Raw genomic sequence first — 16,474 nt, forward strand, 5'->3', positions numbered from 1 at the left:
GGATCTATATCCACGAAAACAGGTTTTCCTCCTTGTCTTGCTATACATGAAGTTGAAGCAAGAAAGGTGAAAGGAGTTGTTATAACTTCTTTACCATTTTTATATCCCATCATGTCTGATAAAAGAATTAATGCGTCTGTTCCTGAAGCTACACCTATAGCGTGCTTTGCTCCCGTAAAGTCTTCTATGGATTTTTCAAAATCCTTTACTTCCTGTCCTAAGGTAGAAATACCGTCCTTTAAAGCACTTTCTATGGCTATTTGAAATTCTTCTCTTTTCTCTGAATATTCTCTTTCTGATGTATAAAATCCAACTTTCATAAATAATCCTCCCTTAAACTATATTATTTCTTCTACAGCTTTTATAACTTCCTTAACCAGATAATCAGCATCCTCTAATGGAAGGATTGAATATACTGGCAGGCTAATTTCATTTTTATATTGATTGTATGCATTTGGATAATCCTCTATTTTATATCCCAAATTTTTATATAGAGTTAACATTGGCAATGGCATAAAATGCACATTGGTAGCTATGTCCTTTTCTGCCAATTTTTCAATAACTTTATTTCTATCCTTCTCCTCAAATCCTTTTATTCTTAAAGGAAATAAATGATAACAGGATTCCTCTATATCATCTTTAGTAAATGGTACAATAGCCCACTCTTTATCTTTTAAGTTATTATTATAAATTTCAAATATTTGTTTTCTATAATCGAGCATTTCTTCATAACGTTTCATTTGCGCAACTCCAATAGCCGCCATAATGTCTGTCATGTTACACTTAAATCCATCCGTTATAATATCGTATTGCCAAGCTCCTGCCTTCATCTTTGATAGAGCATCCTTTGTTTGGCCATGAAGAGCTGTAACCTTAAGCTCTCTTAATAATTCCTCTTTACCTTTTATATTATTGTTAAAGGTAATTCCTCCGCCCTCGGCAGTAGTTAGATTTTTTACTGCATGGAAGGAAAACACATGGAAATCACATTGAGTTCCCACTCTTTTGCCCTTGTATTTTGCACCATAGGAATGAGCAGAGTCACAAATAGTTATGATATCTTCCCTTCCTATTCTTTTTAGCATATTTTTCAACTTATCATAATCTACTGGCACACCAGCATAATCTACTGGCATAATTACCTTTGTACGTGGAGTTATTGCCTTTTCCACTGCATCTATATCTATTAAGAAACTATCCTTCTCCACATCTACAAAGGTTGGTTTTATTCCTCTATGAACAATTACATTTGCCGTAGCTGCATAAGTGTAGGTAGTAGTAATAACTTCGTCTCCTTCTTTTATATCAAATACCTTTAGTAAAAGCTCCATACCTGCAGTGGCACTATTTACCGCTACAGCATAATTTGCTTCACAAAACTTTTTCATAGCTTCTTCAAATTCTAATACTTTCGGTCCAGAGGTAATCCATCCTGATTCTAAAACTTTTACTACTTCATTAATTTCATCCTTAGTTATATCTGGTGGTGAAAAAGGTATCTTTTTTCCCATTACAAACACTCCTTTTATTTTTTTATTTATTTTATAGATTTAAAAAATCCTGTGTCCTTAGTTATGTGTATATAATTTTTATCTTTAATTAAACCTTTTATAATTTCTTCTAATTTAGAAAATTTATCACCTTTAAATACACTCTCAATATTACCTGGCATGGAAAAAATATAATCAATGATGGCGTAACCCTCAGAAACCTCTAAACTATCTTCATATTTATAAATTTCCACATTTTTAAACCACTTATTAAGTCTATCCTTACCGCTATCTAATTGAAACTTTTCCGTTAGTGTAAAGCCCTCCATATTAAGCAAATCCTTATCTACACAAGAAATAATATCTCTCATTTCTTTCATGTGGTTTTTACCCACTGTTGAAGCATAAAATATTCCATTAGGTTTTAGCACTCTTTTTATTTCACCAAGGGCTTTATCTAAATCATTTAAGTGGTATAGCATATGGTTAGCAATAACTACGTCAAAGCTTTCATCCTCATAAGGCAATTCCTGGGCGTCAACTACACCAAATGTAAAATTATGTTTCCATTCCTTTAAGTTCTTCTTAGCATCATTTAGCATACCTTCTGAAAAATCTGTCATGACTATCTGCCAGTCCTTAGATACTTCATTTATATTTTTAGCCCAAAAACTTCCGTCCCCACATCCAAGTTCAAGTATTTTAGAATTTTTAGGTATGTTAAGCTGCTTAAAATACCAAGGCATCCATCCTTCTTTATTTGTACTAAACTTTTCATGTATATTAATCCTAGCTCTTAAGTTAGATGCATTCTTATATTGATCAATCCACTTTTTATCTAAATTTATTAAGTTTATAACCTTTACAAACTTATCCCAGTTTAAAGCTTCTTGTCCTTCTACCATGAGCAATGTTTCATCAATGGCCTTCAATACAGTATGCATATGATTAATCTTATCTTCAATTATTTTCTTTTGAATATTAAGGGATTTTTTAAAATCTTTATCATTTATGTCATATTTCATAATATCCCCTATTTCCTCTAGTGATAAACCTACAAATTTTAAAGTGAGTATTTTTTGTAGCCTACCAAAGTCCTCCTTATTGTACAATCTATAACCTAAATCATTATAAGTGGAAGGCTTAAGAAGATTAATCTTATCATAAAATCTTAAAGTTCTAATAGTCACTCCTGCCTTTTTAGCGAATTGCCCCACAGTATACAATCCATCACTAAGCTTTGCCAAAGTTCTCACCTCTAATATTCATTTTAACCCATGACGTATGGTAATGGTCAATAGTTTTTGAGAAAATTTTTTTAATTTTCTTAGAAATTAAAAAAGAGAACAGATTACTGTTCTCTATCAGCTGATTGTTTTTTTGTTGTTCTATTGCTATTTTTGGCAGATTCTCTAGTAATAGGCGTTTGGTAATTAGCTTTTTCTAGTCTTGCCTTTTTATTATCTGGTTGACTATCCTTTGGCATTATAAATCTCTCCTTTTTAAATTATAGGTTTAAATTTATTATGCCTTTTATGATTTCACTTATACATTAAATCTAAAGTTTACAACATCTCCGTCTTTCATTACATACTCTTTTCCTTCAAGTCTGTAATAACCTTTTTCCTTTGCCGCTGCCTCAGAGCCACATTCTACTAATTTGTCGTAGGCTATAATTTCCGCTCTTATAAATCCTCTTTCAAAATCTGTGTGAATTTTCCCCGCTGCCTGAGGAGCCTTAGTTCCTTGCTTGATAGTCCAAGCTCTTACTTCTTGAACTCCTGCAGTTAAATAACTCATTAAACCTAATAATTTATAACTTTCTTGTATTAACTTATGAAGTCCTGGCTCTTCAATTCCATATTCCTTTAGCATTTCCAGCTTTTCTTCATCTTCTAAAGTTGATAACTCTTCCTCGATTTTAGCGCTTATTACTACAGAACCAGAGTTTTCTTTAGCTGCATATTCTTTAACCTTTTTCACATATTCATTTTCTATATTTCCAGTCATTAAATCTTCTTCTGAAACATTACAAACATATAAAACTGGCTTTGAAGTAATTAAGAAAAACCCTTTTATCATTTCTCCTTCTTCTTCCGTTACTTCTAAAGTTCTAGCTGGTTTTTCTGCTTCAAGATGTGCTTTTATTCTTTCCATTAAAGCAAGCTCATCCTTTGCCTTTTTATCTCCGCTTCTAGCTTGTTTAATAGTTTTTTCTATTCTTCTCTCTAATACTTCTAGGTCGGATAATATTAATTCAAGGTTTATAACCTCAATGTCTCTAATTGGGTCTACAGAACCTTCCACATGAACTACATTTCCATCATCAAAGCATCTAACTACATGAACAATGGATTCAACCTCTCTAATATGAGCAAGAAACTTGTTTCCTAATCCTTCTCCTTGACTAGCTCCCTTAACTAATCCTGCTATATCATAAAATTCAATTGTTGCATATAGCTTTCTTTTTGTATTATACATTTTTTCCAAAACATCTAATCTTTTATCTGGTACAGTAACTACTCCCACATTTGGCTCTATAGTACAAAATGGATAATTCGCCGCTTCTGCTCCAGCTTTAGTTATAGCATTAAACAAAGTACTCTTACCAACGTTTGGTAGTCCCACAATTCCTAACTTCATATATGTTACACAATCCTTTCATCTCTTTAGTTAATTCCTATAAAATTATACTCTAGTAAATATTTTATTTCAAGTGAAAGCATTATAATGTATATTATTTTGTAGTATAATGTAGAAAATATCATATTACGAACTTATGGAGGGGACATGGAAAATTCTAATATTAATTCTTCAAAAATTTTCAAATTTAATTATGCTTTTATATTATTAAAAACAATTCTTTTTATATTGTTAATTTCCAGCGATAAAGGTACAAGTATCTATAACCTAACCTTTCATAGCATGCCCCCTATTATGGTTTATTTAGCTTTTATCTCTATATACCTAAGCTTTTCATTTTTATTTAGTAAGGTTTATCATCCCTTAAGCAATATTGTTCTTAACGGGTGTTTAAGTATTATTTATATTGGAGACTTATGGTACTACAGGAGCAACCACTCTTTTTTAAATTATCATATGTTTAAAATAACAGGGAATTTAGAAAACCTAGGAGATAGTATTCTTGCTATGTTTAGGCCTATAGATATTTTATTTATAATAGACATTTTTATTCTATGTTATATATTTTATAAATCTAGGTCTCAATATAGGAATTTTAGGAAAAACATCTCTTCTTTTTTACTATTATCATTGATTCCTACTCTATATTTAGGTTATGCCCATTATAAAATAGATATATTAGATAAAGGATATTCTAATCAAATGCTTTTTAAAAGGAGCTGGGCTCAAAACCAAACAATGGCCTCCTTAACTCCTATAGGATATCATATTTTTGATTTTTATAATTATTATAAAGATAGTAAACCTTATATAATGAGTACAGAAGAAAAAGAAACTTTGAGCAACTGGATAAATAAAAAAGCTGAGCCTTTTCCTGAAAATAAATATAAGGGCTTATTAAAGGGTAAAAATCTAATACTTCTTCAAGTGGAATCTTTAGAGAACTTTGTTATTAAGTTAAAAGTTGATGGCGAGGAAATAACCCCTAACCTTAATAATTTACTTACAAATAGTATTTATTTTGATAATTTTCATGAGCAGACTCATAATGGCACAACTTCCGATGGAGAACTTTTGGCTAATACATCCCTTTATCCATTGAGAGTAGGTAGTACATTTTTTAGGTATCCAAATAATACTTATATTAATTCTCTTCCTAATATTATGAGTAGGTTAGGATATAAAACTTTAGCAGCACATCCTGATAAAGGTTCCTATTGGAATTGGTTAAATTCTTTAAAATCTATAGGTTTCGAGGAATGCTATGATGTTAGTTATTTTAATATAGATGAAGTAATTGGTCTAGGGTTAAGTGATAAAAGCTTTCTCAAGCAGCTGTCTTCACTGCTCACAAAGCAACCTACTCCTTTTTATTCTTTCTCTATAACCTTAACTAGCCACTCTCCTTTTTTTATACCTGAAGAACTTAAAGAATTAAACCTTTCCCCCAAGCTAGAAGAGTCAAAATTAGGAAAGTATCTTCAATCTATAAGATATACAGACTCTCAAATAGGAGAGTTTATTACCAATTTAGATAAGGAAGGTTTATTAGATAGTTCTATCCTGGTAATTTATGGGGATCACGAGGGAGTCCATAAATTTTTTAGCGATGAAATTAGCTCTATAAGCAAAGATTATGATATAAAAAATAATAATTTAGAAGTTCCTTTTATTATATACTCAAAGGATTTAAAGGGAGAAACCTTATCTACCATAGGTGGACAAGTTGATATCCTCCCTACTTTGTCCCACCTTATAGGCGCAGAAACAGAAGATTATATGTATACCTCTATAGGAAGAAACCTGTTAAATACAAAAGAAAGCTTTGTAATCACTTCCAAAGGTGAGTATATAGGCGATTCTAATGTAAAAGAAGAAATAGATTTTCGTATAAAAGGACTTGATTATAGCGATAAGATAATAAGAGGAAATTTCTTTAAAGAATAGGAGGAGGAACTTTGCTTAATTTTCCTAAATGGTGTTATATATTTATTGCAATATGCTTTTTAATACCTATACTTTTAATTGAAAGCATTATTCCTTGGATTATTTTTTTGTACTTTTCTTATAAATGTATAAAGACTTCTCAAAATAATTTATTTACCTTTAAAACTAAACTAACTAAATGCTTTATGTACTCTTTTGTAGCATGGGCTCTGGGATATTCCTTTAATTTTATGGTACTTAAGGGAACTGCTCTTTTATTTAATAATATTTTGTAAAATGACATGCGGTGCTTGGCACTTGCATGTCATTTATTCTTGTTAATTAATAATTGTAGCCTTACTTGAGTAATTTTTCCTTTTATAAACACTCATCATGAGTCCTATGGAAGCTATATTTAAAACCATGGCCGTACCTCCATAGCTTATAAAAGGGCAATTTATACTCATTATTGGAACTAGGTTTAAATTCATAAGTATGCTCCAGCTAAACTCTATAGAAAATACTGTAGCAAAGGACATTAATATTAATTTTCCATAATTATCTTTTACAACCCTTGAAGTAGAGAATATGCGATGTATAAAAAATATAACCATACCTACTAAGGCTAGAGCAAAAATCCATCCAAAAGTATATACAACGTAAACAAATACATAGTCTGTATGCAATTCTGGCAATAGCTGTAGGCTTTTATCTATGCCATTTCCAAATAGCTTTGATAAGCCTATTAAATTGTTTATTTGGTTATTTATATATCCCATCCCATTGGGATCTTTGCTCATATTTATAAAAGGAGCAATTCTAGCTTTCATGTATGGTGTAGTAATAATTTTCATACTTATATACCCTAACACTCCCCCTGGAAGCAAAAAAGCCTCTTTCTTTTGGAGTTTACTGTTTTTGACTAAAATTAAATACACACCTGTATATATAATAAAACTCATCACAGAAGGCATTAAAAATAACAAAGATGATGGAACTCCATAAATACCTATTAAATAAATTAAAGTTCTAGTACCCTTATCCTTTACCTCCTTCAAAACACCTGGTAAGGATAGGCATATTAAAAACAAAAATACTTGAATAATATCAATGCTGCTATTTCCTATGGTAAAAAACCTTTTTACTCCATGTATCTTATTACCCCAAAATACTGAAAATAATAATAGTAAATTAGCTCCAATAAATATTTTTAAGCAGTGCCTTTCCATTTTTCTATAATCAAATTTATATAAGAGTACAGCAAATATAACTCCCATTACGGAATATATTACAGTTCTTAATGCCATATTTCTACTAAAATTTTCATCATAGCCTACCATGAAAAACATTAAAAATACGCCAATACAACACATTAATATAGAAGGAATTACTATGCCCCATTCTATTTTACCTTTATGTACAATATTTAATCTTTGACCTGCTTCTTCTGGACTTCCCATAGCTTTAATAGATTCTAAAATACCCTCTTCACTATTTAGTCCCCTTTCTAAAGCATCTTCGTATCTCTCTTCAATATGAGATAAAATTTCTAAGGTTATTTCCTCATGAACTTCTTTATTTTTAACTTCTTTAAGAAGGGACTCTATATACTCTCTTACAACTTCAAAATCCATTAATTCCATACTATTCCCTCCCATAACACTCTATCTACAGCACCCTTAAAAAATTTCCATTCTTCTTCTTTTTCTTTTAGATATTCCTTTCCTCTTTCCGTTATTTTATAATACTTTCTCTTTCTCTTATTGTCTCCTTCATTCCAAAAGGATTCTACTACACCCTTTTCTTCTAATCCATGAAGTATTGGATATAATGTGCCTTCCTTTAACATGAACACCCCCGAAGACTTTATTTCTAGCTCCTTAATTATCTGATAACCGTACATAGAGTTGTCCTTAATTAAGCTTAGAATTAAAGTTTCTGTACTCCCCTTTAAAAGCTCTTTATCAAATTTCATAAACTCACCCCTTAAAAAAATGTATACATAGGATATCTATGCATAGATATCCTATGTATACTTTACTTCTTATTCTTCTATTAGTCAATAGTATTTTCTATTTTTACCTTCCAATGACCCTGAAGCTCCGTTTCTGCTTCAATAAATGATAAAGTTATATTTTTCATGCTAGGTTTTATCTCAAATTCAAAATACTCAATACTTTCATCATCAGAAAAATGTGTCATATATCCACGCATTGGCAACTTACTACTGTCTAATCCTATACTTTTTAAACTCTCTACTTTATTCCTATCATAAAAAGTATCTACATATATTCTTATATTATTTTTATCCAACCTCTCAACATTTGTTATTTCCACTTTAAATCCTGCAATACTAAACTGTTTATTTATTTGCAGTTTACCATCACTGGGAATGTCTACTTCTACATTTGCTTTATCTTTATATTCTAATTCAATAAATGGGATTTTTAAATTATAGTATTCTGCATCGTTATTTCCTTTAAAAGTAAATTCACTCAAAGCTTTTCTGTATGCTGATGGATATTTAAGTTCGTATACATTCCCTTTATCATCTGTAACTTTCATATCATATTGAATCTTTAGATCTCTGTATACCTTCGCAAAGCTTATTATTTCTTTGCCTTCTAATGGTGGATAAATTAGGTTGATTTTTATACTATCATCTTCCTTTGAACTTACTGCCGTAATCGCCACTCCGTTTTTCTTATCAGTAGCCCCTATACTTGAATAATTTTCAAAGGATTTAGCCTCTACAAGTGTAATAGGAATTTCTAATTCATCTTCAATAACTATGGTAAGCAAATTATCTTTTCTTAAATCACCTTTGAAAGAATAATATCCTTCCCATGTCCCTGTCCTTACCCCTCTTATTGAATAACCTTTGCTTTCATAAAAACTACCATTACCATTTTTAATTTTTATATGCTCTCCTAATATCCAATTTAATCTCTCCCCATTAATAACTAATTCAATACTTTCTCCCTTTTTTATTACTGATTTTATAATAATCTCTCCACTTTTATAAGGAGTTTTAATAGTTTTATCTAATATATATAAGTTTTCTTCCCCTTCCTTTTCAACAACCTTTCCTATGCCCGGTATAAACTGTAGCCTAGCTCTAATCTCTGCTAATACACTATTAGGCAATAATTGAAAAGAAGATATTATTAACGCAGATGCTATAGAGGCTGCAATAATTTTGTTTTTCATAGTTTTTTTACTTTTTGCTTCCTCAAATGTATTACCTAGCTTTTTAAAAACTCCAGCTTCTATTCTTTTTTTTGTTAGGTCATCAACTACAATATCCTTTACCAAAGTATCCCCCATTATTTCCTCAAACTCATCTATATCAAACTCATCAACTAGTCTAAAAATATCTTTGTCTGTTAGGTTCATATTATCTCCTCCCTTCTTAATTTCGCTAAATGTTCTGCTAACTTTTTTCTTCCCCTCCAAAGCCGATTATCAATGGCTCCTCTGCTCATATTTAATTGATTACTTATATCCTCTATCCCTTGATGAAGTAAATATCTTTTTATAAAGATTTCTTTATCAATTTCATCTAAACTTTTTATCCAATTTACAATCTCCCTTTTATTTTCCGCTGAGACTATATTACCCTCAACCTCTTCTTTAGAAGTAACTTCTAATTCATCTAAGCCTTCAATCTCTTTGTTTTTCAATAACTTTCTTCTGTAATCCAGCGCTTTATACTTACAAATCACCATAACCCATGTTTTAAAACTTCCTCTTTCATAGTTAAAATCATAAATATTATTCCATATATGAATGAATACATCTTGCACACATTCTTCTATATCTTCTTCTTTTCCAACGGAAATCAATATGCTATAGCACACTTTATAAAAAAGGTTTGTGCACATATCCATTAATAATTTAAGACTTTTAGAATCTCTATTTTTTATTTTTTTAACTATTTCATCCAAAATCCTTCCCCCCTTCATTGCTCTTCATATATAATTACGTATTCATTATATAAAATCTCCCACAAAAAAATAAAGAGCATGTTTCTTTTTCACATACTCTTCATTTTTAATTATTTTGATTTTTTATTGTACTTTTTTAACTCCTTTTTTATTTCATCTAATACCTCATTATAAGTTATCCCTTCATCGCCCATTAAAATATTTACAGCGTCTTCAATGGTTTCCATGGTATATATTTTAAAGTTTCCTTTTTCAATTTCTTCTTCTACTTCTTTATTTAAAACTAAATTACCTATATTAGAATAAGGTATAAGCACTCCTTTTCCTTTTATATTATCTAATCTTTTACACACTTTAAAAAACCCTTCTATTTTTTCATTCACTCCACCAATAGGTTGAACTTCACCTATTTGATTTATAGATCCTGTTACTGCAATATTATTTTTAACTCCTACTTTACTTAAAGAGGATAGCATACCTATAACCTCTGCTACAGAAGCACTATCTCCATCCACTTTTCCATAAACTTGTTCAAAACTCAAATGAAAATCTACAGGAATTTTATCATATCCTCCTATTAAATTATTCATATATCCCTTTAAAATATTTATGGACTTGCTATGGATTTTTCCACTTAATTGACTATCCTTTTGAACGTCTATAATATTCCCATCTCCATTATAACAACTGCAAGTTATTCTTACGGGTTTTCCAAAGGAAAAGTATCCCGCATCCAGTACTGTCAGTCCATTTATTTTTCCAATAAGTTTATCTTTTACATTTATCATTATCTTTTTTTCTTCAAAAGCTTCTAAGATTTCTTTTTCCATAATGTCTTCGTGGTAAGATACCTTTATAATATGATCAGGATATATTAAATCTTTAAATTCATTTACAGCTTCATTGTTTGCAAGAAGTATTATTTTTTCCATTTCCTCTATATTGAAATATAACTTATTTTTATTTTCAGATTTTCTAGCTAAATATTTTGCTACCTCATTGATAGCTTCACTACTTAAAGGGAGAATACTATTGTTTTTCTCTATTATATTTAAAGCTTTTAAAAATGAAGACTTAGTTTTATGATCAATTTTGATATAAGGATTATATTGAGCTTTTATTTTAAAAATTTTTTTAAAGTCCTCATCATTATTATATAAAATATCAAAAACCTCATAATCTCCTATAAGTATAACTTTAACATTTACTCCAATAGGCTCTGGATGAATACCACTTAAAGATAATAATTCTAGATATCCTTTATTATAATCTATATCAACCTTTCCATTTATTAAAGCTTTTTTCAAATAATAATAAGAAGACGGATTGGAGAGTAAGTTATTCATTCTAAGTATAATACACCCTTCATTGGCCTTTAACATTGAACCTGCTTTTATTAAGCTTATGTCGGTAACGTAAACTCCATTTTTATTTTCATATTCAATGTTACCTAAAAGATTTGTTACGCTTGGATCATCTTCATAAATGCAAACAGGTTTTTTATTATTGCTATTATCTACAATTACATTAACTCCATATTTATAAATTATCTCTGATATTTCATCTTCATCCTCTTCATAACTCATAGTATAATTTTCTATTAATCCCTTTTCCACACTTTTACACAATTTATCTAAATATTTAATGGCTATAGTTTCTTCACATAATTCTTTTTTATATTCTTCTTTTACTTCAGCCAGCTTTTCTTCCAAGTATTCCTCCATAAGTTTTCTAATATCCTCGATGCTCTCTTCTTCACTATCTTTTATTTTATCTAAAATATCTTGTGCTTTTTCTTTTAATTGAAACACCTTGTTAATTATATTATCTTTATTTTCCTTTTCTAAAGTTTCATATTCCTTTTCGCTCATAGGGTCCCCGTCTTCTTTCATCGGAATAAATGTAAATCCGCCACCTGTAAATTTAATATCAAAACCATTTTCTTCTGCTATTTTTACCATTTCTCCTATTAAATCACTTCTACTTTTTTGCACTTTCTTAAGTAATTTTTCTTTTTCCTTGTTATCAGAAGTATTGTAAAAATCATAAGCTCCTTGATGATAAGCTTTTTGTAGTTCTTCTAAATATTTTTTAAATATTTTACCCTTACCATTAGATAAAAAAACACCTTTAGGATTTCTTCCTTCTAGCTCTAAAACATAACAAATATCCTTAGGCGGATTGCCCGGTAAATTTTCTTCTACAAATTCTTTTATAGCTTGAAGCTTATCTTTTGAAAAATCATCTATTAAAAATACATTAAATCCTTCCTTTTTTATTTCTAAGGCTCTTTTAATATCTCTAAATACATCTTCGTTAGTTACTAAATGCAAATCCATTTCCTTAACTTCAATATTACTAAAATCAATGGAATATTTTACGTCCCTAATATTTAATTCACTCATTCATATCCCCCCTATTCATACCATTAGTATAATAATATTCTACATATTGATTTTTAGTAACATTTTTTTATTATTACTCTCAATAGAAAAAAGCTTGCAAAATTGCAAGCTTTTCTAATATAAATCCTCTTTATTAACATTTTCATTTTCACAAATTTGAACGGAAGCTGACGCACCTATCCTAGAAGCACCTGCATTTATCATATCAACCGCATCCTCATAGCTTCTAACTCCGCCTGAGGCCTTAACCCCCATCTCACTGCCTACAACTTCTCTCATAAGCTTAATATCTGAAACAGTAGCTCCTCCTGTTGAAAAACCTGTGGAGGTTTTCACAAAATCTGCTCCTGCTTCTTTTGAAAGCTTACAAGCCATTATTTTTTCTTCTTCGCTTAATAAACAGGCCTCAATGATTACTTTTACTATAGCCTTATCCTTTGCTGCTTTAACCACTTCTTCAATATCCTTTTTAACAAAGGTATATTCTTTATCCTTAAGTTTTCCTATGTTAATAACCATATCTATTTCTTCAGCACCGTTTGCTATGGCATCTTTTGTTTCAAAAACCTTCACATCAGTTGTATTGGCACCTAAAGGAAATCCAATAACAGTACAAACCTTCACCTTGCTTCCCTTTAATAAACTGCTTGCTACTTTAACATTACATGGATTTATGCAAACTGAAGCAAATTCATATTTTAAAGCTTCCTCGCAAACTTCTTTGATTTTATCTACTCCTGTTTCAGGTTTCAACACTGTGTGATCTATAAATGATGACAATCCATTTTTATTCATGATATCCCTCCAATTGTACTTATTTTTAAGCTTATTGTATTACAATGGCAAAATTTTTACAACCTCTTATATAACTATTTAACTAATCAATTAAAAAACTCTATAACTATCTATAATATATGACAATAAAGGATAAACTATAAATAGAAAAACTGATATATCCTTATTTTAAAATTGTAAATACTATGGTATAATATAGCTAACCTACCAAATCTATTGCAAAGGAGTCATACGTATGGGATTTACAGATAAACTAAATAAATATTATGCAGAAAATTATATAAAAAAATATGGGGATAGATTGGCTCAAGTACAAGGTAATGTAGTCTCCATTAAAGTAGAAGAAAAATCCTTTTTAGGAATTCTCTATAGATTAACAGTTACATTATTAGTAAAGCCAGATAGAAGCAAGAACATAACTAAATGTGTATTTAAAAAACGTAGATGGTTCAAGAAAATTGATTTTATGCAAATTTCTCAAGGCAATTATTTATTAGTTCAAGGATTAAAAGGTAAAAAAGGAAAAGAAAATCGAGAACAAATCGAAATAATGAATATAAGAAATCTAACTACTAAAAAAGACTTGGTACCTATAGAGGGTAAAGAACCTAAGGTTCAAAAGGTTAAAACAAAATATAGATAATAAAAAAACAGGTCCTAGGACCTGTTTTTTATCTTCTTCTATTCCACAAAAGTAAATATAAACTATTTACAAAAGAAATTATGCCAGATAGGAATAGTACTATACACCATTGTGCTAAACTCAGTGGTACTGTATGAAATATTTTTTGTAAAAATGGAATATATAAAATGCTTAAAACCATAGCAATGGAAAAGCCTACAGCAAGAACTAAATAAGTATTTGTAAAAAGCTTTATTTCAAATATAGAATGCCTCTCCGATCTACACTCAAAAACATGTATTAACTGAGACATAACCAAAGTACATAGAGCTAATGTTCTACAAGTTTTTAGATCCATATTATATCTATAACCCATAATAAAAGCTCCTACAGTGCAAACACCAATTAAAGTTCCCCTGATTAATATTTTTTCTTTAAGTCCCCTAGCAAATATACTTTCATTCTTAGGCCTTGGCCTTTGTTCCATTATATCTATATCCGCCGAATCTACTCCAAGTGCCATAGCTGGCAATCCATCTGTAGCTAAATTAACAAAAAGTATTTGAATAGGTAGCATTGGTGTTGGTAAATTCATTAGTGATGCAAGAAACATAGTTAAAACCTCTCCTAAATTACATGATAGTAAATATCTTATAAATTTTCTTATATTATCATAAATAACTCTACCCTCTTCAACTGCCGAAACAATTGTAGCAAAGTTATCATCTAGGAGTATCATAGATGAAGCTTCCTTAGTTACATCTGTTCCTGATATCCCCATAGAAATACCAATATCTGCTTCTTTAACAGCAGGCGCATCATTAACTCCATCTCCTGTCATGGCCACTATATTGTTCTTATTCTTAAAAGCTTTAACTATTCTTAATTTATGATTTGGACTAACTCTTGCAAATACTTTAATATTATCAATAATTTTTAATAACCCTTTGTCATCTAACTTATCTAGTTCTTCCCCTGTAATTACTTCCTCTTCATTTTTTACTATATCTAATTCTTTTCCTATAGCAAAGGCAGTGTTTTTATGATCACCTGTTATCATAACTGGCCTTATTCCTGCCATCTTACATTTAAATACTGCTTCCTTAACTTCTTTTCTAGGAGGATCTATTATTCCCGCAACTCCTATTAAAATCAAATCATTTTCTTCATATTCTCTTGAACCATCTCTATAATTTAATTCAGGTTTATAGGCTAAAGCAATACATCTTAAAGCCTTAAAAGACATGGTTTCCACTGCTCTTAATATTCTACTTTTATAGGTAGAAGTTAGAAGTCTCGCTTCTCCATCAATGATTACATACTTACATCTATCAATTACCCTTTCTGGAGCTCCTTTTAAGTAAATATTAATATTTACCCCCTCTTTTATTAAAACAGACATCATTTTTCTATCTGAAGTAAAAGGTTTTTCATTGATTCTTCTTCCTTTATCTAAAGTGTCTTTTACATCCCTTCCGTCTTTTGCAAAAGCTTTAATTAATGCTTTTTCTGTAGGATCTCCAGATAACGCCCTTTCTAATGTGCTTTCTTTAAAATTAACGTTGCAGTCACTACAATATGTAACGCATTTTTTTAGTAATGGATTTTTATACATTGACTCTTTTTCAAGTTTATGAAAGCTATCATTAAAATACATATCTGTTACAGTCATTTTATTTTCTGTTAAGGTTCCCGTCTTATCACTACAAATAACAGAAGTGCATCCCAATGTTTCTACCGCTGGAAGTCTTCTTACTAAAGCATTTTTCTTAAGCATTCTTGAAACTCCCAACGCAAGAGCTACTGTTACTATTGCTGGTAATCCTTCTGGAATAGCTGCTACAGCTAAACTTATACCAAGTAAAAGCATTTGGTATTTATCATGTCCTCTGCTAATTCCTGTAATTGTTACTACAATACAAATTCCTATACATAGTATCACTAATACCTTACCTAATGAGTTTAATTTTTCTTTTAATGGTGATTGCTCTTTCTCAATATCTTGAAGCATGCCTGCTATTTTACCCATTTCAGTTTTCATGCCTATAGATATTACCTTTCCCTTCCCTCTACCTGTTAAAACTGTGGTCCCCATATAAATATTTTCCTGCTTCCTTGAGCTCTTGTTTACTCCTACAGATTCCCCTGTGAGCAGTGATTCATCTACCATTAATGAGAAATCTTCAACTAAGGTACAATCCGCTGGTATTCTATCCCCGCTTTCAATTATTACTATATCTCCCATAACTAGATTTTCTGCATTGATTACTTTTAATATTCCATCCCTCATTACCTTTGCTGTAGGGGCTGCTAAGCTATTTAAAGCTTCTAAAGATTTCTCTGTCTTATACTCTTGAATAAAACCTAATATTCCATTCATCACAACAATAATAAGTATGGTAATTGCATCCGCCTTCTCTCCCATGAAGCCAGATAACAAGGTAGCAGCTATTAATACCCAAACCATGAAATCATTGAATTGTTGGAGAAATATTTTTAATGGGGAAATTTTTTCCCTACTCTCTAGTATGTTAGGTCCATATTTTTTTAACCTTCGCTCCGCTTCTCTAGAATCTAGCCCAGAAAAAGCATCTTTTTCATATATCATGACTATCCCTCCTGCTTATCGCTAATAGTAATCACATT

13 protein-coding genes and 1 pseudogene are annotated in these 16,474 nt (G+C 30.3%); 2 read left to right on the forward strand and 12 right to left on the reverse strand.

The window, feature by feature from the left end:
- From ABDZ69_RS08780 to ychF, 5 genes and pseudogenes are all read right to left on the reverse strand, one after another.
- Positions 1 to 320: pseudogene (locus ABDZ69_RS08780) on the reverse strand (DegT/DnrJ/EryC1/StrS family aminotransferase); the annotation flags it as partial.
- An 18-nt stretch (positions 321 to 338) separates the two neighbouring features.
- Positions 339 to 1,511 carry a DegT/DnrJ/EryC1/StrS family aminotransferase gene (locus tag ABDZ69_RS08785; protein ID WP_343768857.1) on the reverse strand — a complete coding sequence of 391 codons (1,173 nt, stop codon included), beginning with the start codon at positions 1,509 to 1,511 and terminating at the stop codon, positions 339 to 341.
- 26 nt (positions 1,512 to 1,537) lie between these two features.
- Positions 1,538 to 2,737 carry a MerR family transcriptional regulator gene (locus ABDZ69_RS08790; protein ID WP_343768859.1) on the reverse strand — a complete coding sequence of 400 codons (1,200 nt, stop codon included), beginning with the start codon at positions 2,735 to 2,737 and terminating at the stop codon, positions 1,538 to 1,540.
- A gap of 104 nt (positions 2,738 to 2,841) precedes the next feature.
- Positions 2,842 to 2,976, reverse strand: coding sequence for a hypothetical protein (locus ABDZ69_RS08795; RefSeq protein ID WP_343768861.1), 135 nt, complete (start codon positions 2,974 to 2,976; stop codon positions 2,842 to 2,844).
- Positions 2,977 to 3,035: 59 nt separating this feature from the next.
- A complete protein-coding gene (ychF, locus tag ABDZ69_RS08800; RefSeq protein WP_343768863.1) occupies positions 3,036 to 4,133 on the reverse strand; it encodes a redox-regulated ATPase YchF in 1,098 nt (365 codons plus the stop codon).
- A 456-nt stretch (positions 4,134 to 4,589) separates the two neighbouring features.
- Here ychF and ABDZ69_RS08805 point away from each other — a divergent pair, with 456 nt between their 5' ends.
- Positions 4,590 to 6,080: an LTA synthase family protein gene (locus ABDZ69_RS08805; protein ID WP_343768865.1), complete on the forward strand. Its 1,491-nt coding sequence runs from the start codon at positions 4,590 to 4,592 to the stop codon at positions 6,078 to 6,080.
- A gap of 317 nt (positions 6,081 to 6,397) precedes the next feature.
- Here ABDZ69_RS08805 and ABDZ69_RS08810 read toward each other — a convergent pair whose 3' ends face one another.
- The 6 genes from ABDZ69_RS08810 to deoC all read right to left on the reverse strand — a co-directional run bounded on the left by ABDZ69_RS08810 (position 6,398) and on the right by deoC (position 13,206).
- Positions 6,398 to 7,702: an FtsW/RodA/SpoVE family cell cycle protein gene (locus tag ABDZ69_RS08810; protein ID WP_343768867.1), complete on the reverse strand. Its 1,305-nt coding sequence runs from the start codon at positions 7,700 to 7,702 to the stop codon at positions 6,398 to 6,400.
- Entirely contained in the window at positions 7,693 to 8,034 is a 342-nt protein-coding gene (locus ABDZ69_RS08815) for a PadR family transcriptional regulator (protein WP_343768869.1), read from the reverse strand. The genes ABDZ69_RS08810 and ABDZ69_RS08815 overlap by 10 nt, the downstream gene beginning before the upstream one ends.
- An 80-nt stretch (positions 8,035 to 8,114) precedes the next feature.
- Complete coding sequence (locus tag ABDZ69_RS08820) at positions 8,115 to 9,455, reverse strand: hypothetical protein (protein ID WP_343768871.1); 1,341 nt, start codon at positions 9,453 to 9,455, stop codon at positions 8,115 to 8,117.
- Positions 9,452 to 10,006 carry a sigma-70 family RNA polymerase sigma factor gene (locus tag ABDZ69_RS08825; protein WP_343768874.1) on the reverse strand — a complete coding sequence of 185 codons (555 nt, stop codon included), beginning with the start codon at positions 10,004 to 10,006 and terminating at the stop codon, positions 9,452 to 9,454. The genes ABDZ69_RS08820 and ABDZ69_RS08825 overlap by 4 nt, the downstream gene beginning before the upstream one ends.
- A gap of 110 nt (positions 10,007 to 10,116) precedes the next feature.
- On the reverse strand, positions 10,117 to 12,411 hold the full coding sequence (locus ABDZ69_RS08830) for an AAA family ATPase (RefSeq protein ID WP_343768875.1): 2,295 nt from the start codon (positions 12,409 to 12,411) through the stop codon (positions 10,117 to 10,119).
- A 114-nt stretch (positions 12,412 to 12,525) separates the two neighbouring features.
- On the reverse strand, positions 12,526 to 13,206 hold the full coding sequence (gene deoC, locus ABDZ69_RS08835) for a deoxyribose-phosphate aldolase (RefSeq protein WP_343768877.1): 681 nt from the start codon (positions 13,204 to 13,206) through the stop codon (positions 12,526 to 12,528).
- 235 nt (positions 13,207 to 13,441) lie between these two features.
- Between deoC and ABDZ69_RS08840 the strand changes: the two genes are divergently transcribed.
- A complete protein-coding gene (locus tag ABDZ69_RS08840) occupies positions 13,442 to 13,849 on the forward strand; it encodes a hypothetical protein (protein ID WP_343768879.1) in 408 nt (135 codons plus the stop codon).
- A 28-nt stretch (positions 13,850 to 13,877) separates the two neighbouring features.
- Here the strand turns inward: ABDZ69_RS08840 and ABDZ69_RS08845 are convergent, their stop codons facing one another.
- The gene (locus ABDZ69_RS08845; RefSeq protein WP_343768881.1) at positions 13,878 to 16,436 is read right to left on the reverse strand and encodes a calcium-translocating P-type ATPase, SERCA-type; all 2,559 of its coding nucleotides are present in this window, start codon (positions 16,434 to 16,436) and stop codon (positions 13,878 to 13,880) included.
- Positions 16,437 to 16,474 lie beyond the last annotated feature (38 nt).

Source organism: Clostridium malenominatum, assembly GCF_039521365.1.
Taxonomy (GTDB): Bacteria; Bacillota; Clostridia; order Clostridiales; family Clostridiaceae; genus Clostridium_AW; species Clostridium_AW malenominatum.

Coding starts and splice junctions, on each gene's coding strand:
- ABDZ69_RS08820 (WP_343768871.1), bottom strand. CDS start 9,455: ATGAACCTAACAGACAAAGATATTTTTAGACTAGTTGATGAGTTTGAT.
- ABDZ69_RS08810 (WP_343768867.1), bottom strand. CDS start 7,702: ATGGAATTAATGGATTTTGAAGTTGTAAGAGAGTATATAGAGTCCCTT.
- ABDZ69_RS08805 (WP_343768865.1), top strand. CDS start 4,590: ATGTTTAAAATAACAGGGAATTTAGAAAACCTAGGAGATAGTATTCTT.
- deoC (WP_343768877.1), bottom strand. CDS start 13,206: ATGAATAAAAATGGATTGTCATCATTTATAGATCACACAGTGTTGAAA.
- ABDZ69_RS08785 (WP_343768857.1), bottom strand. CDS start 1,511: ATGGGAAAAAAGATACCTTTTTCACCACCAGATATAACTAAGGATGAA.
- ABDZ69_RS08845 (WP_343768881.1), bottom strand. CDS start 16,436: ATGATATATGAAAAAGATGCTTTTTCTGGGCTAGATTCTAGAGAAGCG.
- ychF (WP_343768863.1), bottom strand. CDS start 4,133: ATGAAGTTAGGAATTGTGGGACTACCAAACGTTGGTAAGAGTACTTTG.
- ABDZ69_RS08830 (WP_343768875.1), bottom strand. CDS start 12,411: ATGAGTGAATTAAATATTAGGGACGTAAAATATTCCATTGATTTTAGT.
- ABDZ69_RS08840 (WP_343768879.1), top strand. CDS start 13,442: ATGGGATTTACAGATAAACTAAATAAATATTATGCAGAAAATTATATA.
- ABDZ69_RS08795 (WP_343768861.1), bottom strand. CDS start 2,976: ATGCCAAAGGATAGTCAACCAGATAATAAAAAGGCAAGACTAGAAAAA.
- ABDZ69_RS08815 (WP_343768869.1), bottom strand. CDS start 8,034: ATGAAATTTGATAAAGAGCTTTTAAAGGGGAGTACAGAAACTTTAATT.